The following is a 22,318-nucleotide window of genomic DNA, read 5'->3' as shown; positions in this document are numbered from 1 at the left end:
CCGTGGCGGCCAAGCGATGCCTCCTGCGCCACTGGTGCGTGCTGGCGCTCGGCGCGGTGTTGCCTGGCCTTGCCGCCGCGCAGGCCGTCTGCCCCGAGGACTCCACCCTGGCCGCCTACCCGCCGGTCGTCAGCTTGCGGGTGGACAACGATCTGTTCGCGAACCGGGACGAGGGTTACACCAGTGGCGTACTGCTGACCATGGTCTCGCCCAATCTCAAGGATTATGTCGACGACCCGTGCCTGCCGGCGCCGGCGCGCTGGTTGAACGGATACCTGCAGCGCATCCAGCCCGAGGGCTTCGACCAGCAGAATATGGTTGTCACTGTCGCCCAAGGGATATTCACCCCCGGGGACCACACACGGACGGATCTGATCGAGGACGACCGGCCATACGCGGGCGCGCTGCTGGTGGGCTTCGGCTACAACGCCCGCAAGGAACACGAACTACGCACCACGCAGCTGCTGGTGGGCATGGTCGGTCCCGCTTCGCTGGCCGAGCGCACCCAGGACCTGATCCACGACATCGTCAGCGGGGACAAGTTCCACGGTTGGGAACACCAACTGCACAACGAGCCGGTGCTGAACCTTGTCCACGAACGGTCACGCCGACAGCCGGCGGTTACGATCGGCGATGGCTACCTGGAATGGGATGCAATTTCGCACTGGGGCGGAGCGATCGGCAATCTACACACCCATGCGAACGCCGGGGTCGAGTTGCGGCTCGGCCACAGGCTGCCGGACGATTTCGGCTCCAGCCCGGTGCGGCCGGCAGGCAACAACACCTCGCCGACCATTGATCAAAGGATGGTACGGGGCTGGTCCTGGCATGCGTTCCTTGCCACCGATGCGCGGTGGGTGCTGCGCGACCTGACCCTTGATGGCAACACGTTCCGCAGCAGCCACAGCGTCGACAAGGAGCCACTGGTCGCCGAAGCCGCGATCGGCGTCGCCATGACGTATGGCCGCACCAAGTTCGCTTTCGCCCGCTACTTCCGTACCCGGGAGTTCGAGGGTCAGCGCAACCGTCCTGCGTATGGGAGCTTCACCATCAGTCGGGCGTTTTGAGCACCGGAAGCCGGCGCGCTCAAGCCTGCCGCAGCGGCCACTGCCCCAGCAGCGTGTAGGCGCTATACGCGCGCTTCTGGCAACGGCGTTGCGGGAGATCGTACCGCTGCTGCTCAAGCCGTAACCCGGCTCAAACCGCAACACGCGGCCAGGAAGGGCGCAGTCCGGCCCTGTCGCGATTGGCAGACCTCCTGCGGCGTGCCTTGCACCACCACCTTGCCGCCCTCGTCACCGCCGCCAGGACCGATGTCGATGATCCAGTCGCTGGCCGCAGCCACGCGCATGTCGTGCTCGACCACGATGACGGTATTGCCCGCCTCGACCAGCCCGTCCAATTGCCGCATCAGCACGTCCACGTCGGCCGGATGCAGGCCCGTGGTCGGCTCGTCCAGCAGGTAGAGCGTGCCTCGCCGGTGCGCACGTTGCAGTTCACTGGCCAGCTTGATCCGCTGCGCTTCGCCGCCCGACAGCTCCGTGGCCGGCTGGCCCAGACGCAGATAGCCCAGACCGACCTCGCGCAGCACCTTCAGCGGCCGCACTACCGGCGGGTCGCCGGCAAAGAAGTCGGCGGCGGCATCCACGGTCAACGCCAGCACCTCGGCGATGTTGCGGCCGCGGTAGCTGACCTCCAGCGTCTGGGCGTTGTAACGGGCACCATGGCAACTGGGGCAAGGCGCGTAGACGCTTGGCATGAACAGCAATTCGACGCTGACGAAGCCCTCGCCCTCGCAGGTGTCGCAGCGGCCCTTGGCAACATTGAACGAAAAGCGGCCAGCATCGTAGCCGCGCTCGCGCGCCTGGGGTGTCGCCGCAAACAGCTTGCGCACATGGTCGAACAGGCCGGTGTACGTGGCCAGGTTCGAGCGCGGGGTACGACCGATCGGTTTCTGGTCAACGGTGACCAGACGCTTGATCTGGTCGAGGCCTTCGGTGATGCGACCGCCACTGGTGACGGGCGCCGGCTCGAGCTGCTCGGCATCGTCCGCGTCGGCGCGCACCGACTGGCCAAGGTGCCCGGACAGCAGTTCGACCAGTGCCTGGCTGACCAAGCTGGATTTCCCCGAGCCGGACACGCCGGTGACGGTCGTGAACACGCCCAGAGGGAATCCGACGCCGACCCCGTCCAGGTTGTTGCGGCTGACGCCCTCCAGCCGCAACCAGCCCGTCGGCGTACGCGGTACCCGCACAGGCACAGCCGCACGGTCGAACAGGTAGCGCGCGGTCTGCGAGTCGGCGACGCCCGACAGCCCATCCGGCAGCCCGCTGTACAGCACGCGGCCGCCGTGCTCGCCCGCCGCCGGGCCGATATCGACCAGCCAGTCCGCACGGCGGATGACATCGGTCTCGTGCTCGACTACGAACAGCGAGTTGCCCGCGTTCTTCAGCTGCTCCAGCGCCGCCAGCAGCGCCTGGGTATCGGCCGGATGCAGGCCGGCGGACGGCTCATCGAGGACGTAGACCACGCCGAACAGGTTGGAACGGATCTGGGTCGCCAGCCGCAGCCGCTGCAACTCGCCCGGCGACAGGGTCGGCGTGGTGCGCTCGAGCGTCAGGTAGCCCAGTCCGAGCTCGACGATGATCCCGATCCGCGCCAGCAGGTCGTGCGCGATGCGCTGGGCCACCACCGCCTGCTCGGGGTGCGCCTTGGCCTGCTGCACATCGACCGGGGTACCCTCCGCGACCGGCTGCAGCAATCGGGCCAGTTGTTTCAATGGCAGCCGTGACAACTCGCCGATATCCAGCCCGCCGAAGGTCACCGACAGCGCCTCGCGCCGCAACCGCTTGCCTTCGCACAGCGGGCAGGTGGTGCTGACCATGTATTGCGCGACGCGCTTCTTGATCATCGCGCTCTGGGTGTGCGCGAAGGTGTGCAGTACATAGCGCTGCGCGCTGGAGAACGTGCCCTTGTAGCTGGGGTTGTCGCCGCGATCGAGCGCCGCGCGCGTCTGCGCCGGCGTCAGGTCGCGGTAGACCGGCACCACCGGCTGCTCGTCGGTGAACAGGATCCAGTCGCGTTGCGCCTGCGGCAGCTCGCGCCAGGGAACTTCGATGTCGTAGCCCAACGTGACCAGGATGTCGCGCTGGTTCTGCCCGTGCCAGGCCGGCGGCCAGGCGGCCACCGCACGTTCGCGGATGCTCAGCGAGTCATCGGGCACCATCGACCGCTCGGTGACCTCGTGCACGCTGCCCAGGCCGTGGCATTGCGGGCAGGCGCCCTGCGGCGTGTTGGGCGAGAAGCCGTCGGCGTAGATGATCGGCTGCCCCGGCGGATAGCGGCCGGCGCGTGAATACAACATGCGCAACGCGTTCGACAACGTGGTGACGCTGCCAACCGATGAACGCGTGCTGGGCGAGCCACGCTGCTGTTGCAGCGCGACCGCCGGCGGCAACCCTTCGATCGAATCGACCTCGGGTATTCCGGCCTGGTCGATCAACCGGCGCGCATACGGCGCCACCGAGTCCAGGTAACGACGTTGCGCCTCCGCATACAGTGTGCCGAACGCCAGCGATGACTTGCCCGAACCGGACACCCCGGTGAAGACCACCAGCGCATCCCGCGGGATGTCGACGTCGACATCCTGCAGGTTGTGCTCACGCGCGCCACGCACCTGGACGAAGCCGCTGCGGTCACGGACGCAATGGCTGGGGGGCGCAGGGATACTCAGCTCGTCCAACTCAACGCTGCGGCGCCCGGTACAGGCAGCGCTCGCGCAGGGTCGAACGCCACAGCCATTTCTCACCCTGTCGCACCGGCTTGCCGGTGTGCAGCGACTGTTCGTCGGCGCTGCCATCGGGGGTCACGTTGTAGTGCAGCACGCCCATGCCCGGCGCGCCCTTCACCGTGATCCCCGCATGCTCGTAAAACGTTTCGCCGCCTTGTTCGGGCACTCGCAGGTACAACAGGAACGTGGCGATGCGCTGGCCACCGAAGTCCCTGCCCTCGGCACGGTTGATTTCGATTTGCCCGGGCGAGAAGTAATCGACATGCGGGCGGTACTCCTCGCCCGGCTGGTAGCGGATCACCGAGCAGGGTTCCAGCGCGTCGAGCTGCCAGTCAGTCATCGTCGCGATGCGGTGTTCGAGCCAGCGCACCACCGAGTCGGCCTGCATCGCTCCGACCGACTGGCCGCGCCCGCTGAAGTACAGCACCTCGGCATCGTCGTTGGCGCTGCTGCTGCGGCGGTACTCGCTGGCCTGCTTCAATGATTGGGCCATCTTGTGAATCAGATGCGCACATTCCTCGCGGGACGCGAAAGCGCGACTGATGCCGACCTTCGGGCGCTCGGCCAGCCATTCCCATCGGGGCAACTGCGTCTGCAAAGCGGTCTCTCCGCCAGCCACGCAGTCGAGACGGCCGTGGTCGTCGATGCGAAGTGCCGGATGACCAACCCCGGCGAAATGCGCCTCCAGCACCTGAACTACCGGGTTCGAATCCTGCCCCACCGGTGACCGGCCCGGCACCAACCGCTCCAGCGGCGCACTGTCGAGGTTGGCCTTCAGGCGAGCCTGCCATTGCGATGCTTCGGCACCGAATTCAGCCGCGGGGGCGAGTTCGTCCGCAGCTTCACGTGCATCAGGAAAACCGCCATCGGCGGCGCGGTGCAGCAGCGCCCGGCCAAACGCGCCATCGCGCGCCACTCCGACGCCGAGCACGAAACGCAGGCCCAACGAGTAATACGCGGGCGGGTAGCCGAGGGCGCAAGCCCGGGCGAACGCAACCGTCGCAGTCGTCTCGGTGGCATCGCCAACACCCTGCGACATCAGGTAGCCGGCTTCCCATGCCGCCCGCTGGAAACCGTGATCGGCCAAGCGGCGTTGCAGTTCCAGCGCGCGCCGGGGCGATCGCTCGACGCCCGCACCCTGCAGATGGAGGTCGGCAAGGCGGTCGATCGCCGGCGCGAAACCGGCGCTCGCGGCCTGCCCAAGCCAGTGCGCCGCGTGCACCTGCGCGTCCGGCCGCACCGGCACCTGGGTGAAATAGGCACCGAGGAACCACTGCGCCTGCTGGCCCCGCGGGCCTTGCGCCGCTTGCTTGAGCAGGCCCAGGCCGCGCTCGTGTTCGGCGGCGCCATACGGGTGTTCGCTCAACAGGCGATTGCCCAACTCGATCCGCGCGCCGTCGTCGCCATCGCGCGCGGCCTGTTCCATAGTTTCGCGGTCGGGAGTCTGCATCTTCATGGGTCTCGTGGATGGTGACAGCCCAGCATCGCACGTGGAAAAAACCTTGTCAGCGCGAGCGCTGGGGCGCCTGCGTCAACCGGCCTACTCCAGCTCGCCCCAGCGCGCGTACGCAGTTTCCAGTTCGACCTGGGTACTGGCGATGGTCGCGTTGTGGGCGTTGATCGCGGTGCTGTCGCGCTGGTAGAACGCGGGCTCGTTCATCTGCGCGGTAAGTTCGGCCAGCCGGGCCTCGAGGCTTTCGATCAGCGCCGGCAACTGTTCCAGTTCGCGCGCATCCTTGTAACTGAGCTTGCGTTTGGGCGCCGATGGCGTAGTGACTGCGGCAGCGACCGGCGACACCGGCATCGAGGCCGAGCGGGCCGACGCCGGCGCGGTGAACTCGACCCGCCGCTGGCGCAACCAGTCACTGTAGCCGCCGATGTATTCACCCACGCGTCCGTCGCCTTCCATGACCAGGGTGGAGGTCACCACGTTGTCGAGGAAGTCCCGGTCATGGCTGACCAGCAGCAAGGTGCCCGGGTAGTCACCCAACAGTTCTTCCAGCAACTCCAGGGTCTCCACATCGAGGTCGTTGGTCGGCTCATCCATCACCAGCAGGTTGGACGGCTGGGCGAACAACTTGGCCAGCAGCAGCCGGTTGCGCTCGCCTCCCGACAGCCGGGTGATCGGCGCGCGGGCCCGCTCGGGGGTGAACAGGAAATCCTGCAGGTAACCGATGACGTGCTTCTGCTTGCCGCCGACCTCAACGAACTCACGCCCCTCCGACACGTTCTCCAGCGCGCTCCAATCCTCGCGCAAGGTCGCGCGGTATTGGTCGAAATAGGCGATTTGCAGGTTGCTTCCGGTCCGCACCTCGCCTTCGCGAGGCGGCAACTCACCCAGCAACACCTTGAGCAAGGTGGTCTTGCCGCTGCCGTTGGGACCGATCAGGCCGATCCGGTCGCCACGGAAAATCGTGGTGGACACATCGCGCATCAGCGGCTTGCCGCCAAAGTCGAACGAGACGTGCTTGGCCTCCACGACCTTCTTGCCGGAGGACTCGGCCTGGGCCAGGTCCATGCGAACGTTACCGACGTGGTTGCGGCGCTCCATGCGTTCGTTGCGCATCGCCTTGAGGCGGCGAACGCGGCCTTCATCACGTACGCGCCGGGCCTTGATGCCCTGGCGGATCCAGATCTCCTCCTGCGCCAGCATCTTGTCGAAGCGCGCGTTCTCCTGCGCTTCCGCATTCAATCGCTCCTCGCGGCGGCGCTCGTAGTTGGCCCAGTCGCCTGGCCAACTGGTGACCTGGCCGCGGTCGATTTCCACGATCCGGGTCGCCAATGCCCGCAGGAACCGCCGGTCATGGGTCACGAATACCAACGCACCCTTCCACGACGACTTGAGGAATTCCTCCAACCAGTCGATCGCCTCGATGTCCAGGTGGTTGGTGGGCTCGTCCAGCAACAGCAGGTCGGGTGCGGAGACCAGCGCGCGCGCCAGCAGGACCCGACGCTTCATGCCACCTGACAGGCCGGTAAAGGCCGCATCGCCATCCAGGCCGAGACGGTTCAGCGTCTCCACTACCCGTTGGTCGGCGCCCCAGCCGTTGGCGGTCTCGATCTTGGTCTGCACGTCAGCCAGGGCGTCACCGTCGAACACGTCGGCATGGCTGATGCGGTGGTATTCGGCCAACCAGGTGCCCAACTCGCCCATCCCTTCTGCGACCACGTCGAACACGCTGCCGGTCGCGTCCTTGGGAACCTCCTGCTCGAGCCGGGCAATCCGGCGGCCGCTCTCACGGCGAATCTCGCCGTCGTCGGGATGGATCGTGCCCGACAGCAGGCGCAGCAAGGTCGACTTGCCGGCGCCGTTGCGACCGATCAGGGCGATGCGCTCGCCGGATTCAATGGACAACTCGACGTTCTCGAGCAGGAGCGGGCCGCCGACGCTGTAGTCGACGCTATTCAGGGTGATCAATGACATCCGCCCATTCTACTTGGCTGGCGCTGCCGGGAGGACGTTTCCGGCCGGGCAAAGTGCATACTGCAGTGTGCGGCGTCCAACGTCCGCGTCGACCCAACTGCAGCACCCAGGAGAACGGCATGAGCAAGGGCATGGACCAGAAAAAAAGCGAGAAAAAGAAACCGGCCAAGACCATGAAGGAAAAGAAGGCTGAAAAACGCGACAAGAAGGCTGGCAAGGCGTTCGCGCCGACTTGAGCGGCAATGTTGATCCCGGCATTCGCGGGCGCTTCGATGAACCGAGCCTGACAGGGCCCTCCGACTGGAGGGAGCCTGCCTCGCTCCACGCCTGTGAACCTGCGGTCCGCGCGCTCACGAGCTACATGACAGCATCGAGCACCCGGCCTTGTCGCGGGCCCAGTCAGGTCGCTTGGCCGCAAATGCCTCGCGGCCGGGCTGGTCGTCATACGGGCGACGCATGACCTCCAGCAATTCCTCCACTGCGCCCATGTCGCCGCCCGTCGCGCGGTCAATCGCCTGCTGGGCCAGATAGTTGCGCAACACGTAACGCGGGTTGGCAGCACGCATCCGGGCCTGTCGTTGCAGTGGCTCCAGCGCATCTTCGCCAAGGCGTCGTGCGTAGCGCACCAGCCAGTCCTCGAGCGCCGGCATCGCGGCTGCACGCTTGGCGGGGTCGTAGAAAGACTCCGCAAACCGCTCCGGTGAAGGCGCGTCCGGTTTGAAGTCGATCAACTCCCGGAAGAACATCGTCATGTCGACTTCGGCCTCATGCAGGAGCTCCTGCAACGCTTCCATCAGCGCCACATCCTGATCGCGACACTCTTCCAGGCCCAGTTTGCGTGCGGTGTTGTCGCGGCTCGTGGCGTTCCAGGTATCTGCATAGGCCTGCAAACCCTCCTGCAACGCCTCCACCCCGTCGAACAATGGCGCCAGCGCGCTGGCAAACCGGCCCAGGTTCCAGTACGCCACGGCCGGTTGCTGGCCAAATCGGTAGCGTTTGCGTTGGGCATCGGTGGTGTTGGGGGTCCAATCCGGATCGAAATTGTCGATCCAGCCATACGGGCCGTAGTCGATGGTCAGCCCCAGGACCGACATGTTGTCGGTGTTCATCACGCCATGCACGAAGCCGACCCGCATCCAGTGGCCGATCATCACTGCGGTACGTTCACAGATTTCCCTGAACCAGGCGCCGTACAGCGCTTCGCCCTCGCCCTCCAGATGCGGGAAGTCGCGGCGGATGCAGAAGTCGACCAGTTGCCGCAACAAATCGATGTCCCCCCGCGAGGCAGGCAACTCGAAGTTCCCGAAGCGCAGCAATGATGGCGCTGCCCGGCACACGATCGCGCCGGGCTCCGGCGCGGGGTGGCCGTCGTAGAACATGTCGCGGACAACGGCCTCGCCGGTGGCGACCAGGCTCAACGCCCGCGTGGTCGGCACTCCCAGGTGGTGCATCGCTTCGCTGCACAGGAACTCCCGCACCGATGAGCGCAACACCGCGCGACCATCGGCGTTGCGCGAGTATGGGGTCGGGCCGGCGCCCTTGAGTTGCAGCTCCCAGCGCTCGCCAGTCGCGGTGACCACCTCGCCCAGGCTGATCGCCCGACCATCGCCCAACTGCCCGGCCCAATGGCCGAATTGATGACCACCGTAGTTGGACGCGAAAGGCTGCATGCCTGGCAACAGCTCGTTGCCGGCAAAGATCCGCGCAAACTGCGGCGACGCGACGTCTTGTCCGGTGAAGCCAAGAGTTGCGGCCATTTCAGCCGAGTGGGCGAGCAGCCGCGGCGCGACCACCGGGGTCGGCTCGACCGACGACCACAACGCGTTCTCGACCGACCGTACCCGCGAGCCGGACTCGGGGTCACCGGGCATCTCGCGCAGGAATACGTTGTCAAATTCAAGCTTCAGCATGGCAGGGCGCTCACCGCATCGCGCTCATCGGACCGGCTCGAGTCCACCACTACGCTCCAATGCCTGCTGGTAGGCGGGTCGTGCGTGGATCTGGTCCAGGAAACGCTGCAGGTTGGGCCACACGGTTCCACCGGAACGCGCCGTGGCCAGTTCGATCGGGATGCTCATCTGGATGTCGGCGGCGGTAAAGCGCTCCCCGGCAAACCACGGTTGTTTGGCCAGCTCGGCATCGATGTAGTCCATGTGCAGCTTGATCTGCGGGCGTACGAACGCCTTCAGGGTCGTTTCGGCAATGGCGCGCGCGACCGGTTTGGCGAAGAACGGCATCGGTGCCTGCTTCAGCCGCGAGAACACCAGACTGAGCAGCAACGGCGGCATCGCCGATCCTTCTGCGTAATGCAGCCAATAGCGGTACCGAAGCTGCTCCGGATCATCCGCCGGCCCCGGCGCGGGCGATAGCCGATGGGCCTGGTCGTGTTGTTCTATCAGGTAGTCAATGATCGCGCCGGACTCGGCCACCACCAGACCGTCTTCTTCCAGCACCGGTGACTTGCCCAGTGGGTGGATCTGGCGCAGTTCCGGCGGCGCAAGCAGTGTCTTCGGGTCGCGCTGGTAGCGCACCAGCTCGTAGCGCAGGCCCAGTTCCTCCAGCAGCCATGGCACGCGTTGTGAACGCGAATTGTCGAGATGATGAACGGTAATCATGGATGTCACTCGGAAAGCCAGGAAACACCCCATCGTAAACACACTGGCCGCGACTGGCGGTGACCGCCGCCGCCACGAAAAAGCTGCATGCCCTAGACTGGTCGCATTCACCCGCAAGGAGATGCCCATGGCAAAGCCGAATTATTCGTTTGAGAAGCGGCAGCGCGAGATCGCGAAAAAGAAGAAGAAAGAAGAAAAGCTGGCCCGCAAGCAACCCGCAAAAACCGATACGACCGATACCGGCGGCGACGCAGCCGTCACCCCGACCAGCACCCCGACCGGCACCAGCCACACCCCTGCTCAGGGCTGAACCAGCGGGCTGACCGCGTTGCCGCGGGTCGAATATGCGGAAACCGGGTGACCGCCTCATAACCGGGCGGGAGCAGCTGATCGCGAAAGTCACACGCACACTGCCGGTGAGCGCTAAACTAGGCGGTCTACCCGACCGGCCTTGCCGGCGCTGCCGAGAATTGCGATGAGCGCCGAAACGCCCGCTTCCCCCGACACTCCAACCTCAACTTCACCGAACTTCACCGATCTGGGCCTGTCGGACGCGCTGTTGCGCGGGATCGCGGACCTGGGCTACGAGTCACCTTCCCCCATCCAGGCCGCGACCATTCCGCCCCTGATGGCCGGCCGGGACGTGATTGGTCAGGCCCAGACCGGTACCGGCAAGACCGCGGCGTTTGCGCTGCCGATCCTGGCCCGTATCGATCCAAACCAGTTCAAGCCCCAGGCGCTGGTGCTGACACCCACGCGCGAGCTGGCCATCCAGGTCGCCGAGGCGTTCCAGACCTATTCCGTCCACCTGCGCAAATTCAACGTGCTGCCTATTTACGGTGGCCAGAGTTATTACCCGCAGTTGCAGGCGCTCAAGCGCGGCGTGCAGGTGATCGTGGGCACGCCAGGGCGGGTGATTGACCACCTGGAGCGTGGGTCGCTGGACTTGTCCGAACTGCGTTGCCTGGTCCTGGACGAAGCCGACGAGATGCTGCGCATGGGCTTCATCGACGACGTCGAGACGGTCCTGAAGAAGACCCCGGAAACGCGCCAGGTCGCGCTGTTCTCGGCCACGATGCCATCGCAGATCAAGCGCATCGCCCAGACCTACCTGAAAGACCCGGTCGAGATCGCGATCAAGAACAAGACCAGCACCGCCGCCAACATCCGGCAGCGGTACTGGGCTGTCAGCGGTGTCCAGAAGCTCGACGCACTGACCCGGATACTGGAAGCCGAGCCGTTCGACGCCATGATCGTGTTTGCCCGCACCAAGCTGGGTACCGATGAGCTGGCTTCCAAACTTGCCGCACGCGGGATTTCCGCCGCGGCCATCAATGGTGATGTGCAACAGCAGCAGCGCGAACGGACCATCCAGAATCTCAAGGACGGCAAGATCGACGTGCTGGTCGCCACCGACGTCGCCGCGCGTGGCCTGGACGTGGAGCGGATCAGCCACGTGCTGAACTACGACATTCCCTACGACACTGAAAGCTATGTCCACCGCATCGGCCGCACCGGTCGCGCGGGGCGCAAGGGTGAGGCGATCCTGTTCGTCGCCCCGCGCGAGCGCGGCATGCTGCGCTCGATCGAGCGAGCCACCCGGCAACCGATCGAGCAGATGGAATTGCCGACCATCGAGACGGTCAACGAGCAGCGCGTCTCCAAATTTCTCGACCGCATCACCGACACCCTGGCCGACAATGACCTGGGGATGTTCCGCGAGCTGATCGAGCGCTACGAACGTGAGCAGAATGTGCCTGCGGTGGAGATCGCTGCGGCCCTGGCCAAGCTGTTCCAGGGTGACCATCCTCTGCTGCTGGCCCCGCCGCCGCCGCGCGCGAAGTATGAGCCGCGCCCGGATCCGCGCGGAGCCAGTCCCCGCGATGTTGGCCATCGGGGCCAGCCGCCGCGCCCGCCGCGTCAGCAACGCACGGATCGCGATGCCGCCCCGCGCAGCTTCGACGAGCGCCACGTGGCGCCACCGGCTCGTGAGCCCCGCGAACCACGCGACTTCGGCAACCCGCCGGCAGCGTCCAGCCACAGTCCGCGTTCCAGCGCTCCGCTCCCCGATCGCAACCCGTCGATCAACGCCGCGGAGGCCATGTTCTCGGAGAACGCCGCGCCGCCGCATCGCGCCGGCTCACGCCCAGAGCCGCGCCCGGAGCCGCGCAACACCGAGCGCCGTCCGCCGGAACGCAACGCACCGCGTACGGAAGACATCGGCATGGAAACCTTCCGCATCGAGGTCGGTCACGATCACGGCGTGCAACCGGGCAACATCGTTGGCGCGATTGCCAATGAAGCGGACCTGGAAAGCCGTTACATCGGCCGTATCGACATCCGCGACGACTACAGCCTGGTCGATCTGCCCCAGGGCATGCCGCACGAACTGATGGAGCACCTCAAGCGCGTCTACGTCGCTGGCCAGCCATTGCGCATCCGCCATGCCGACGCTGGCGACGCCGGAGGCGGTCGCAGTGGCCCGCGTGCCAACGTCGCCGCGCGCGCCCCGGGCCCACGCGGACCGCGACCGCCGCATGCCGGAAAGCCGCATCCCGGAAAGCCACACTCGGGGCCCGCGGGCCGGTCGTCCGGTCCCAGGGATGGAAAACCTGCCGGCTTCGCGCCACGCAAGCCATTCAAGCCGCGCTGACCGGCGCGCCAGCCTCTGACAATGTCCGCTGGCTTTCAAAGCTCCGCTGGCGCCCGGTCAGCGGATCGACGAAAGCCAGCGATCTGGCCAGCAATTTCAGTGGGCGCGAGTAGTCATCTGCCGCGTAGTCACGCAGTACCGGGTAGAGGCCATCGTTGGTGATGGGGGCACCCAGTGCGGCCATGTGCACGCGCAACTGATGCTTCTTGCCGGTGACCGGCTCCAATTCGTAGCGCCATGACGTCGCCGACTGTGCGATTACCTCGATACGGCTTTCGCTATTGGGTTCGCCCTCGATTTCAGCCATCCGGAAGAACGGATCACCCGTGGCCAGGCAACTGCGCCTGCGCAACGGGAACGCCGTGTCCGGCAGTGGCGGCGCCAGTGCCTGGTAGCGTTTGTTGATCCGGCGCTCCCGAAACAGCGCCTGGTAGGTGCCGCGGCTCCCGGGATTGGTCGACAGCAGCACCAGGCCAGCCGTCGCGCGGTCAATGCGGTGCAACGGCACCAGATCCCTTATCCCCGTGCGCTGCATCAGCCGTGCCAGCAGGGTCTCTGCGACGAATCTACCGGCCGGCGTGACCGGCAGGAAATGGGGCTTGTCAGCGACCAGGATATGCTCATCGAGATGGACGATGGTCTCCTGGAACGGGATGCGTGGCTCATCAACCACTTCCCGGAAGTATTGGATCACCGCTCCCGTGCGATGCCTGGCAGCGGCCATCAGCGGTGTCCCGTCAGCATCCAGCACCAAGCCGCGCTGAAAGCGCTGCAACCATGCGTCCCGACCAATGGCCGGGAACCTGGCGCACAGCGCGTCCAGTACCGTCGGCCAGGGGCCGGCGGTCAATTGCAGCCGGCTGGCTGCCACGCCATCAGCATTGAATGGTGCCGTCTTCATCCGCTCAGCTTAGCCGGCGACCACAACCGGCAGCGGCAGGATCTTCGCGTGGCCTTCACGCCGCGTGCTGCCGGTTCATCTAGATTCAGGGTCGCAGGTGAGTCATCTCCGCGCATCTGGCGCGGTTCGACAACCGTTGGAGGTACGACCATGCCCAGGAAGCTTTCCTTCGCCATTGCCGCAGCCCTCGCAGTTGCAACATCAGGATGCATGCAATCCGATACCGATAATCCACGCTCGTCCACGGCGAGCACTACCGACACCGCCACGCCGCAAACGGCCGCCACGCCCGGTGAGACATTGGCCTGGCTCATCGCGATCGACCAGTACGAAATTACGGCCGCATCCCAGGCCATTGAAAAGCAGGTCGATGACGAGGTCGGCGCATACGCCGATGCAATGCATATCGAGCATCGTCGCAACCTCAGCCAGACACGGGCCTTGGCAGACTCCTCGGGCGTGGACATCACCGATTCGGAGCCCTTGAAAACCTACCGTGGGGAAACCGAACAAACGTTGACGCAACTGGGCACGCTGGAGGGCGAGCAGTACGCGGCCGCCTACCTTGCGGCGATGGTGGACAGCCACACCGATGCGCTGGCATTGATTGATGAGCACCTGGAGACCATGGCCGAAGGTGCAATCCGGGAGCACCTGCAGGCGACGCGCGATATCGTCGCCGCGCATCGCGAACACGCGCAGCAATTGCAGGGCGACGGCTGAGGCGGTTGTCCCGACGGCGCCTGCAGCGCCTAGAATGGCGATCCCCTTCGTCAGGCAGTCCATGTCCCCATGGCGCTCAAATCCACCGTCGTAAAGGCCGAATTGCAGATCAGCGACATGGATCGCAATTACTACGCCACCCACAACCTCACCCTCGCCCAACATCCGTCCGAGACCGACGAGCGGCTGATGGTGCGGGTGCTCGCCTTTGCGCTGCATGCCGACGAACGGCTGGAGTTTGGACGCGGCCTCAGCGACGAGGAGGAGCCGGGTTTGTCGCGGCGCAGCTATACCGGCGAGATCGAGTTGTGGATCGACCTAGGCCATCCCGACGAATCGCGGATCAAGAAAGCCTGCGGACGGGCCCAGCAAGTGGTCGTGGTCAACTACGGCGGACGCGCGTCGGATATCTGGTGGGACAAGACCGCCAGCTCGCTGACGCGCTTGAAGAACCTCACCGTGATCGACATCCCGGCCGAGGTGGTGGACGCATTGCCGGCAATCGGCGAGCGTGGCATGCGCCTGAACGTGCTGATCCAGGATGGTGAGCTGCAACTGATGGGCGAGCGCGGCAGCACGTCGTTGCGGCCCACGGTGCGGATGGCGCCGCGCTAAGCCGGGAGCGCGCGACGCGATGGAGCACTACGACGTCCTGGTCATCGGTGGCGGTGCCGCCGGGCTGATGTGCGCGATCACTGCCGGCCGGCGCGGCCGGCGAGTGCTGGTTATCGAACATGCCAACCGGGTCGGCAAGAAGATCCTGATGTCCGGCGGCGGCCGCTGCAACTTCACCAATACCGGCACCACCGCCGACAATTTCCTGTCGGGCAACCCACATTTCTGCAAGTCCGCCCTCGCCCGCTACACGCCGTGGCATTTCATCGAGATGGTCGAGCACCACGGCATCGCGTACCACGAGAAGGAGCTCGGTCAACTGTTTTGCGACGTGTCGTCCAAGCTGATCGTGAAGATGCTGCTGGACGAGTGCAGCAACGCTGGGGTGCGGATCGAGACCTCATGCGGTATTGACCGCGTGGTGCGTGGCGGGGATGGCGTGTCCGAGGAAGCCACGTTCCGGCTGCACACCGCTCGCGGGACATTCGCCGCACCGGCACTGGTGGTCGCTTGCGGAGGCCTGTCGATCCCGAGCATGGGCGCCAGCGGCTTCGGTTACGAATTGGCGCGGCAGTTTGGCCACGCCGTCCTTCCCACCCGCGCCGGCTTGGTGCCGCTGACCCTCAGCGGCAAGCACCAGGAACGCCTGGCCGACCTCAGCGGCGTCGCGCTGCCGGTTACCGCCAGTTGCAACGGGCAGGACTTCAACAACTTCATGCTGGTCACCCACCGCGGCATCAGCGGGCCATCGATCCTGCAGATCTCGTCCTACTGGCAGCCAAGCGACGAGCTCCAGCTGGATCTGCTGCCCGGGCGCGACGCACTGGCAACCTTGCAGCAGCTGCAGGCCGAGCGCCCGGCGGCCGAACTCAAGACCGTGCTGGGTGATTTGCTGCCCAAACGATTCGCCCAGCGGCTGTGCGAGATCTGGCTGGCGCACCTGCAACCGGCGCGACCGATGAAGCAGTTCAACCTGCCGCAGCTGCGCGAGGTCGCATCGCTACTGGAGCGATGGCCGTTGGTTGCCAGCGGCACCGAAGGCTACCGCACCGCCGAGGTGACCCTCGGCGGCGTGGATACCGACGGGGTCTCTTCCAGCACGATGCAGTCCCGGCATGTCGCGGGGCTGTACTTTGTCGGCGAGGTGCTCGACGTCACCGGCTGGCTGGGAGGCTACAACTTCCAGTGGGCCTGGGCCTCGGGTCACGCGGCGGGCAGCGCGGTCTAACCACGGCCAAGATTCAGGGCCGACGGTCAGTCGGCCTCGGCGGCGGCTTCGCGTCCCTGCTGGCGGATCAAAGCCTCTTCGCGGGCATCGCGGATCGCCAGTTGCACGCTGTCCAGGTCGGCGGTGGACTCGTCGAATTCAAACTCGCCGGTGAGCTCGCTGTCGGGCCGCAATTTGCCTTTCTCGTACAAGGCCCACATTTCTTCCGCGTAGTGGGTAGACAGCAATTCGGGGGCGATCTTGCCCAGGCACAAAGTGAGGTTGTTGACGTCGCGCTGCAGCATCTGGCGGGCGGCATTGTTGCCCGAAGCGCTGACCACCTGCGGGAAATCGATCAGCACCGGGCCTTCCGGGCCGACCAGGACGTTGTACTCGGACAGGTCGCCGTGGATCAGGTCGATGCACAGCATCTTCACGACCTGGCGGACCAGGTACCGGTGGAAACCGCGCGCCTGGTCCGGCGCCAGCTCGACCTCGCCCAGCCGCGCTGCCGAATGGCCGTCGGCATCGGTTACCAGTTCCATCACCAGCACGCCGTTGAAATAGCCTTTCGGGTGCGGGACCCGCACCCCGGCGTCGACCAGCCGGTACAGCGCATCGACCTCGGTATTCTTCCAGGCGGCCTCCTGTTCCTTGCGGCCGAACTTGGTCGCCTTGCCGATCGCGCGCGCCTGCCGGCTGCCGCGGACCTTGCGGCCCTCCTGATACTGCACGCGTTGCTGGAAACTGCGCTGCGCCATGTCCTTGTAGACCTTGGCGCACAGGATCTCGTGGCCGGACCGGACCACGTAGACCGATGCTTCCTTGCCACTCTTGAGCGGGCGCAGCACCTCGTCGATCACACCTTCATCGATCAACGGCTGCAAGCCGGCGGGAGTCTTCATTATTGACGTTCGGCCTTCGGAGGACCAAGCAGTATGGGCGATTTTCCCCTCCGGTTTAACCGCCGCCCCAAACCGACCCCGGTCGCGGCCGCACGCCCAGCAGATCGGCTAGGCTCCGGGTTCCGCTTTTTCAGTCTCCCACCCATGCGCCGAATGATTCCCCGCCTCGCCATCTTCACCATGATCATCGCGATGCTGGCCGCCTGCACACCGCCCCAGCCACCCGCTGGAGGAAGCGTGGACGAGTTGCAACGCATCGACCTGAAGACCGGCGGCGGAGAGGTGGCCGCTCCCGGAGACACCGTCGACGTCCACTACACCGGATGGCTGTATGACCAGGACGCTCCCGACCAGCAAGGAAAACAGTTCGACAGTTCACGCGAACGCGGCGAGCCGATCACCTTCCTGCTTGGTGCCGGCCGGGTGATCCGCGGCTGGGACGAAGGCGTGGCCGGCATGCGGGTCGGTGGGCAGCGGACATTGCTGATCCCGGCGGCCTATGGCTATGGACGCAAGGGCGCCGGCGGGGTGATCCCGCCGGGCGCATCGCTGGTATTCGAGGTCGAGCTGATGGCTGTGCAAAAGCAGGATTGACCGGGGATCGCAACCCGCCACTGCCATTACCGCCCGGTCAAATCGATCGCATGACCTCGGCGGCGATCTCGAACGAGCGTACCCGCGCCGCATGGTCGAAGATGTTGGCGGTCAACAACAGCTCATCGGGACGGTGGCGGTCAATGAAAGCCGAGATCCCCTGCTTCAGCGTCTCGGCATTGCCGACCACCGAGCAGGACAGCGCGCTTTCCACCCCCAACTTCTCCTGCGGACTCCACCACGAATCTATGTCATCGATCGGCGGTGGGACCAGTCCGATGTCGCCGCGGCGCAGTCTCACGAACGACTGCTGCTGACTGGTGAACAGCCGCCGTGCCTCCGCATCGGTCTCCGCCCCCACGACGTTGAGGGCGAGCATGGCGTGGGGCTTCGACAAGTGCGCCGACGGGGTGAAGTCGCGGTGATACAGCGCCAACGCCTCATCCATCGAGCCGGGCGCAAAGTGCGATGCAAAGGCGAATGGCAGGCCCATCGCCGCAGAAAGCCTCGCGCTGAACAGGCTTGAGCCCAGCAGCCACACCGGCACCTCGACCCCGGCGCCTGGCACAGCGCGCACCGGCTGGCCAGGCTTCGCCGGACGGAAGTAGCCCAGCAGTTCGGCTACATCATGTGGAAATGCATCGGCACCCTCGTGGTAACGGCGCAAGGCACGCACAGTCGCCTGGTCGGTGCCGGGTGCACGCCCCAGTCCCAGGTCGATCCGGTCGGGATACAGCGACGCCAGTGTTCCGAATTGTTCGGCCACCTGCAGCGGCGAATGGTTGGGCAACATGATGCCGCCTGCGCCCACCCGGATCGTCGACGTGCCGCCCGCCACGTAGCCGATCAACACCGCGGTCGCGGCGCTGGCGATACCGGGCATGTTGTGGTGCTCGGCGAGCCAGTAGCGGTTATAGCCAAGGCGCTCCGCGTTGCGCGCCAGATCCAGGGTGTTTGCGAATGCCTGGCGGATGTCGCTGCCTTCGGTAACGGGCGCCAGGTCGAGCAATGAATAGGGAGTCATTTGAAGACCAAGCTGAGGATGAACTTCAGATATGGGGCCTTGCAACGGATTCTCCATGCAGGGCTGCGGCGATTCGTGGATAATAACGATTCTCATTTACTACCATTCGAGGTGCTCACCGTGCGATTGCTGTCCTTGTCCGTCGCTATCCTGGTTTCCATGGCGGCGTGCTCCGCCGATCAATCGCCATCCACTGTCTCTGGCACCGACGCCGACGCCGGAGATGCGGCACCGGCGGAGCTGGTGGTCTACACCTCCCGCAACGAGCAATTGCTCAAACCGTTGTTCGACCAGTACACCGAGCAGACCGGCGTCAAGATCACCTACCTGACCGACAAGGCACCGCCGCTGATGGAGCGACTGAAGGCGGAAGGCAGTCGCAGTCCCGCCGATGTGTTCATCACCGTGGACGCCGGCAACCTGTGGCAGGCGACCAATCTGGATCTGCTACAGCCGATCACGTCGACGCGGCTGGAGCAGAACATCCCGTCGAACCTGCGCGACCCGGACAATCGCTGGTTCGGCCTGTCGGTGCGTGCACGCACGATCATCCACAACCCTGCGGCCGCCCCGGCCGACACGCTGTCGACTTATGAAGACCTGGCCGATCCGAAGTGGAAAGGCAAGTTGTGCCTTCGCACCAGCAACTCGGTCTACAACCAGAGCCTGGTCGCCACCATGATGGCCAGCCTGGGTGCGGAGAAAACCGAGCAGGTCGTGAAGGGCTGGGTCGCCAACCTGGCCGCGGCACCGATGGCCAGCGACAACGAGGTGATCGACGCGATTGCTGCCGGGCGCTGCGCGGTGGGCATCACCAACACTTACTACCTGGGCCGCGCGCTGCGCAAGGACGCCGACCTGCCGGTCACCGTGTTCTGGCCGAACCAGGCCGAGGGCGAACGCGGTGTGCACGTCAACGTCTCCGGCGCAGGCGTGACCAGGCATGCGCCGAGCCCCGAAGCCGCCATTGCGTTTATCGAGTGGCTGTCCGATGGCCAGGCCCAGGCGCTGTTTGCGGGCGAAAACCTGGAGTACCCGGCCAATCCTGCGGTCGCCATGGATCCGCTGATCGAGGCCTGGGGCGATTATCGCCAGGATCTGATCAACGTCTCCCAGGCCGGCGCAATGCAGGCCGAAGCCGTCAAGCTCATGGACCGTGCCGGCTATCGCTGATCCGCTCCAACGTCGGCACGCTCCCGGGCGCGTCCACCAGGTGATCGGCTTGCGGGGATGGACCTGGCTCGCGGTCGCGTTGAGCTTGCCGAGCCTGATCCCGCTGGCCGCCACTCTGGCGGCATTGGCACGACCCGACGGCGACACCTTGCAGCACCTGTGGCAGTACGTACTGCCACAGGTGACCGGCAACACCCTGTGGTTGCTGCTGGGCGTAGGCGCCGGCACGGCGATAATCGGCACGGCGCTGGCGGCACTGGTCGCCTTGTGCGAATTTCCCGGCCGGCGGGTGTTCGCCTGGCTGCTGGTACTGCCCCTGGCGGTACCGGGCTACGTGCTCGCCGTGGCCTTCATCGGGCTGTTCGACTACAGCGCGCCGCTGACCACCTTCCTGCGTGAATTCGCCGGGACGCAGCTGCCGGACATCCGCTCGCGCGGTGGCCTGATCGCCGTGATGACGCTGGCGCTGTATCCCTACGTCTACCTGGTCGCCCGCGAGGCCTTCGCCAGCCAGGGCGCACGGGCGATGGAAGCGGCCCGCGCGCTGGGCATGGGGCCGTGGCGCGCGTTCTGGCACGCCAGCCTGCCAATGGCCCGACCGTGGATCGCCGGCGGCACCCTGCTGGTGCTGATGGAGACACTGGCCGACTTCGGTGCCGTGTCCGCGTTCAACTACGAGACCTTCACCACCGCGATCTACAAGGCGTGGTTCGCGTTGTTCTCCACCGATACCGCGCTGCAGATCGCCGCCGTGCTGCTGATCGGCGTGCTGGTGCTGGTCGGACTGGAGGCCGCATCGCGCAAGCGCCAATCGTTCGCCCGCGTCGGTCTGGCCGAGGCCACCCGGATTCAGCTGGGTCGCCGTGGTTGGTGGGCCACTGGTGGCTGCGCGGTGGTGCTGTTCGCGGCGCTGGTCTTGCCGCTATCTCAATTGGCTTGGGATGGCCTGGCCCATCTGGCCGACCTCGACCTGCGGTACCTCGCCAGCCTGCGCAATGCGTTGTCGCTGTCGGCGATGGCCGCCGCGCTGACCACCGCCGCCGCGTTCGCGATCGCACTGGCGGCACGCGAGCAACCCGGCCTGCTCACCACCGCCATCACCCGCATCACCACCCTCGGTTACGGCTTGCCGGGGGCGTTGTTGGCCATTGGTCTGTACGTGCCGGTCGCGCAATTTTCGACCTGGCTGATGGAAACCCGCGGCTGGGATGTCCCGCTGGAGGGCGGCCTGCTGCTGTTGTTGGTCGCCTATGGCATCCGCTTCCTGGCCGTGGCCCACACTCCGGTAGCCGGCGGCCTGCTGCGGATCCGCCCGCAACTGCTGGAAGCCAGCCGCAGCCTCGGCGTGACCGGCGCGCGTCAGCTGCAGCAGGTGCACTGGCCGTTGTTGCGCGGCAGTTTCGCCACCGCCGCACTGCTGGTATTCGTGGACACGATGAAGGAAATGCCAATTACCCTGATGATGCGGCCGTTCGGCTGGGACACCCTGGCCACGCGGGTATTTGAGTTGACCAACGAAGGCGAATACGCCCGCGCTGCCCTGCCCTCGCTGGCGATTGCCCTGGCCGGCCTGATCCCGGTGATCGCACTGACACGGCGGAGCCGTCATGCAACTTGATATCGACGACGCTGCAGTCGGCTACGACGGCCGCATCGTGCTGGAAGGCGCCAGCCTGACCCTGGCCGATGGCGAGATCGGCTGCCTGCTCGGCCCTTCGGGCGCCGGCAAGACTACCTTGCTGCGCGCGGTGGCCGGCTTCGAGCCACTGATGCGGGGCCGCATCCGCGCCGATGGCCAACTGCTGGTCGGCGACGGCGTGCGACTGCCACCGGAGCAACGCCAGATCGGCATGGTGTTCCAGGACCACGCGTTGTTGCCGCACCTGAGCGTGCTCGACAACGTGCGATTCGGGTTGTTCCGCTGGCCGCGCGCGAAAGCGATCGCACGCGCCCGCGAGATGCTCGATCTGGTCGGCCTGGCCGACACTGCCAAGCGCCAGCCGCACCAATTGTCGGGCGGTCAGCAACAACGTGTTGCCGTCGCCCGCGCCCTCGCCCCGCAACCACGGCTGGTGTTGCTGGACGAACCGTTTTCCAGTCTCGATCCCGACCTGCGCGAGCGCCTGGCCCTGCAGGTGCGCGAGGCCCTGAAGGCAACTGGTATCGGCGCGCTGCTGGTCACCCACTCGCAGGCCGAGGCGTTCGCGATGGCCGACCGGGTCGGCGTGATCGGCCACGGCCGGCTGCAGCAATGGACCAGCGCCTACGACCTCTACCACCGCCCCGCCAACCGCTTTGTCGCCGGCTTCGTCGGCGAGGGCGTGCTGCTGCCCGCACGGGTCGTCGACGACGGCCATGTCGCCACCGAATTCGGCGTGCTCACCGCCGACCATCAACTGCTCGACCCGCCCGGCACCGACGTGGAAATGCTGCTGCGCCCCGACGACGTCATCCATGACGACGACGCACCGCTGCAGGCACGGATCGTGCGCCGTCATTTCCGCGGCGCGGACTTCCTCTACACCCTGCAACTCGACGGCGGCGGACTGGTGCAAGCACTGGTGCCCTCGCACCACGACCACGCCATCGGCCAGGCCATCGGCATACGACTGGATCTGGAACACGTGGTGGTGTTCGAGCAGCCGGAAAACGGCACGGGCAACGGCCTCCTGTCACCAGCGTAAAAGTGTTTCT

The 22,318-nt window shown here is 65.9% G+C and carries 18 protein-coding genes; 10 read left to right on the top strand and 8 right to left on the bottom strand.

Going from position 1 to position 22,318, the window contains the following annotated elements; all coding sequences use genetic code 11:
* Nucleotides 1-2: 2 nt before the first annotated feature.
* A complete protein-coding gene (locus ACW5DN_RS03240; RefSeq protein ID WP_456961321.1) occupies nucleotides 3-1,067 on the top strand; it encodes a lipid A deacylase LpxR family protein in 1,065 nt (354 codons plus the stop codon).
* A gap of 113 nt (nucleotides 1,068-1,180) precedes the next feature.
* On the opposite strand, the gene uvrA is transcribed toward ACW5DN_RS03240, so the two are convergent.
* The 5 genes from uvrA to ACW5DN_RS03215 form a co-directional block, all read right to left on the bottom strand.
* A complete protein-coding gene (gene uvrA, locus ACW5DN_RS03235; protein ID WP_456962942.1) occupies nucleotides 1,181-3,733 on the bottom strand; it encodes an excinuclease ABC subunit UvrA in 2,553 nt (850 codons plus the stop codon).
* Nucleotides 3,734-3,743: 10 nt separating this feature from the next.
* Entirely contained in the window at nucleotides 3,744-5,246 is a 1,503-nt protein-coding gene (locus ACW5DN_RS03230; RefSeq protein ID WP_456961320.1) for a 2OG-Fe(II) oxygenase, read from the bottom strand.
* Between the two features lie 84 nt (nucleotides 5,247-5,330).
* A complete protein-coding gene (locus ACW5DN_RS03225) occupies nucleotides 5,331-7,214 on the bottom strand; it encodes an ATP-binding cassette domain-containing protein (protein ID WP_456961319.1) in 1,884 nt (627 codons plus the stop codon).
* Nucleotides 7,215-7,564: 350 nt separating this feature from the next.
* A complete protein-coding gene (locus tag ACW5DN_RS03220) occupies nucleotides 7,565-9,124 on the bottom strand; it encodes a protein adenylyltransferase SelO (protein WP_456961318.1) in 1,560 nt (519 codons plus the stop codon).
* Nucleotides 9,125-9,148: 24 nt separating this feature from the next.
* Nucleotides 9,149-9,829, bottom strand: a complete 681-nt coding sequence (locus ACW5DN_RS03215; RefSeq protein WP_456961317.1) for a glutathione S-transferase — start codon at nucleotides 9,827-9,829, stop codon at nucleotides 9,149-9,151.
* A gap of 127 nt (nucleotides 9,830-9,956) precedes the next feature.
* Between ACW5DN_RS03215 and ACW5DN_RS03210 the strand changes: the two genes are divergently transcribed.
* Both ACW5DN_RS03210 and ACW5DN_RS03205 read left to right on the top strand, forming a co-directional pair.
* Nucleotides 9,957-10,139, top strand: coding sequence for a hypothetical protein (locus tag ACW5DN_RS03210; protein WP_456961315.1), 183 nt, complete (start codon nucleotides 9,957-9,959; stop codon nucleotides 10,137-10,139).
* A 165-nt stretch (nucleotides 10,140-10,304) separates the two neighbouring features.
* Nucleotides 10,305-12,482 (top strand): DEAD/DEAH box helicase, encoded by a 2,178-nt coding sequence (locus ACW5DN_RS03205; RefSeq protein WP_456961314.1) that lies wholly within the window; start codon nucleotides 10,305-10,307, stop codon nucleotides 12,480-12,482.
* Here ACW5DN_RS03205 and ACW5DN_RS03200 read toward each other — a convergent pair.
* A complete protein-coding gene (locus tag ACW5DN_RS03200; protein ID WP_456961313.1) occupies nucleotides 12,469-13,383 on the bottom strand; it encodes an RluA family pseudouridine synthase in 915 nt (304 codons plus the stop codon). The genes ACW5DN_RS03205 and ACW5DN_RS03200 overlap by 14 nt on opposite strands.
* A 210-nt stretch (nucleotides 13,384-13,593) precedes the next feature.
* Here ACW5DN_RS03200 and ACW5DN_RS03195 point away from each other — a divergent pair, with 210 nt between their 5' ends.
* From ACW5DN_RS03195 to ACW5DN_RS03185, 3 genes are all read left to right on the top strand, one after another.
* The gene (locus tag ACW5DN_RS03195; RefSeq protein WP_456961312.1) at nucleotides 13,594-14,106 is read left to right on the top strand and encodes a DUF4142 domain-containing protein; all 513 of its coding nucleotides are present in this window, start codon (nucleotides 13,594-13,596) and stop codon (nucleotides 14,104-14,106) included.
* Between the two features lie 69 nt (nucleotides 14,107-14,175).
* On the top strand, nucleotides 14,176-14,721 hold the full coding sequence (locus ACW5DN_RS03190) for a YaeQ family protein (protein ID WP_456961311.1): 546 nt from the start codon (nucleotides 14,176-14,178) through the stop codon (nucleotides 14,719-14,721).
* A 19-nt stretch (nucleotides 14,722-14,740) separates the two neighbouring features.
* Nucleotides 14,741-15,949 carry an NAD(P)/FAD-dependent oxidoreductase gene (locus ACW5DN_RS03185; RefSeq protein WP_456961310.1) on the top strand — a complete coding sequence of 403 codons (1,209 nt, stop codon included), beginning with the start codon at nucleotides 14,741-14,743 and terminating at the stop codon, nucleotides 15,947-15,949.
* A 26-nt stretch (nucleotides 15,950-15,975) separates the two neighbouring features.
* Here the strand turns inward: ACW5DN_RS03185 and ACW5DN_RS03180 are convergent, their stop codons facing one another.
* On the bottom strand, nucleotides 15,976-16,833 hold the full coding sequence (locus ACW5DN_RS03180; RefSeq protein WP_456961309.1) for a PA4780 family RIO1-like protein kinase: 858 nt from the start codon (nucleotides 16,831-16,833) through the stop codon (nucleotides 15,976-15,978).
* A gap of 144 nt (nucleotides 16,834-16,977) precedes the next feature.
* Between ACW5DN_RS03180 and ACW5DN_RS03175 the strand changes: the two genes are divergently transcribed.
* Nucleotides 16,978-17,427, top strand: coding sequence for an FKBP-type peptidyl-prolyl cis-trans isomerase (locus ACW5DN_RS03175; protein WP_456961308.1), 450 nt, complete (start codon nucleotides 16,978-16,980; stop codon nucleotides 17,425-17,427).
* 37 nt (nucleotides 17,428-17,464) lie between these two features.
* On the opposite strand, the gene ACW5DN_RS03170 is transcribed toward ACW5DN_RS03175, so the two are convergent.
* Nucleotides 17,465-18,451: an LLM class flavin-dependent oxidoreductase gene (locus ACW5DN_RS03170; protein ID WP_456961307.1), complete on the bottom strand. Its 987-nt coding sequence runs from the start codon at nucleotides 18,449-18,451 to the stop codon at nucleotides 17,465-17,467.
* Nucleotides 18,452-18,571: 120 nt separating this feature from the next.
* Here ACW5DN_RS03170 and ACW5DN_RS03165 point away from each other — a divergent pair, with 120 nt between their 5' ends.
* Genes ACW5DN_RS03165 through ACW5DN_RS03155 form a run of 3 tightly spaced genes read left to right on the top strand, consistent with a single transcriptional unit; the run spans nucleotide 18,572 to nucleotide 22,308 of the window.
* The gene (locus tag ACW5DN_RS03165; RefSeq protein WP_456961306.1) at nucleotides 18,572-19,624 is read left to right on the top strand and encodes an extracellular solute-binding protein; all 1,053 of its coding nucleotides are present in this window, start codon (nucleotides 18,572-18,574) and stop codon (nucleotides 19,622-19,624) included.
* Nucleotides 19,625-19,673: 49 nt separating this feature from the next.
* The gene (locus ACW5DN_RS03160; protein WP_456961305.1) at nucleotides 19,674-21,242 is read left to right on the top strand and encodes an ABC transporter permease; all 1,569 of its coding nucleotides are present in this window, start codon (nucleotides 19,674-19,676) and stop codon (nucleotides 21,240-21,242) included.
* Nucleotides 21,232-22,308, top strand: coding sequence for an ABC transporter ATP-binding protein (locus ACW5DN_RS03155; protein WP_456961304.1), 1,077 nt, complete (start codon nucleotides 21,232-21,234; stop codon nucleotides 22,306-22,308). The genes ACW5DN_RS03160 and ACW5DN_RS03155 overlap by 11 nt, the downstream gene beginning before the upstream one ends.
* Nucleotides 22,309-22,318 lie beyond the last annotated feature (10 nt).

It is taken from the genome of Lysobacter sp. A289, assembly GCF_054072675.1.
The sequence above is the reverse complement of the archived record's forward strand: the minus strand, read 5'-3'. Positions and strand labels throughout refer to the sequence as shown.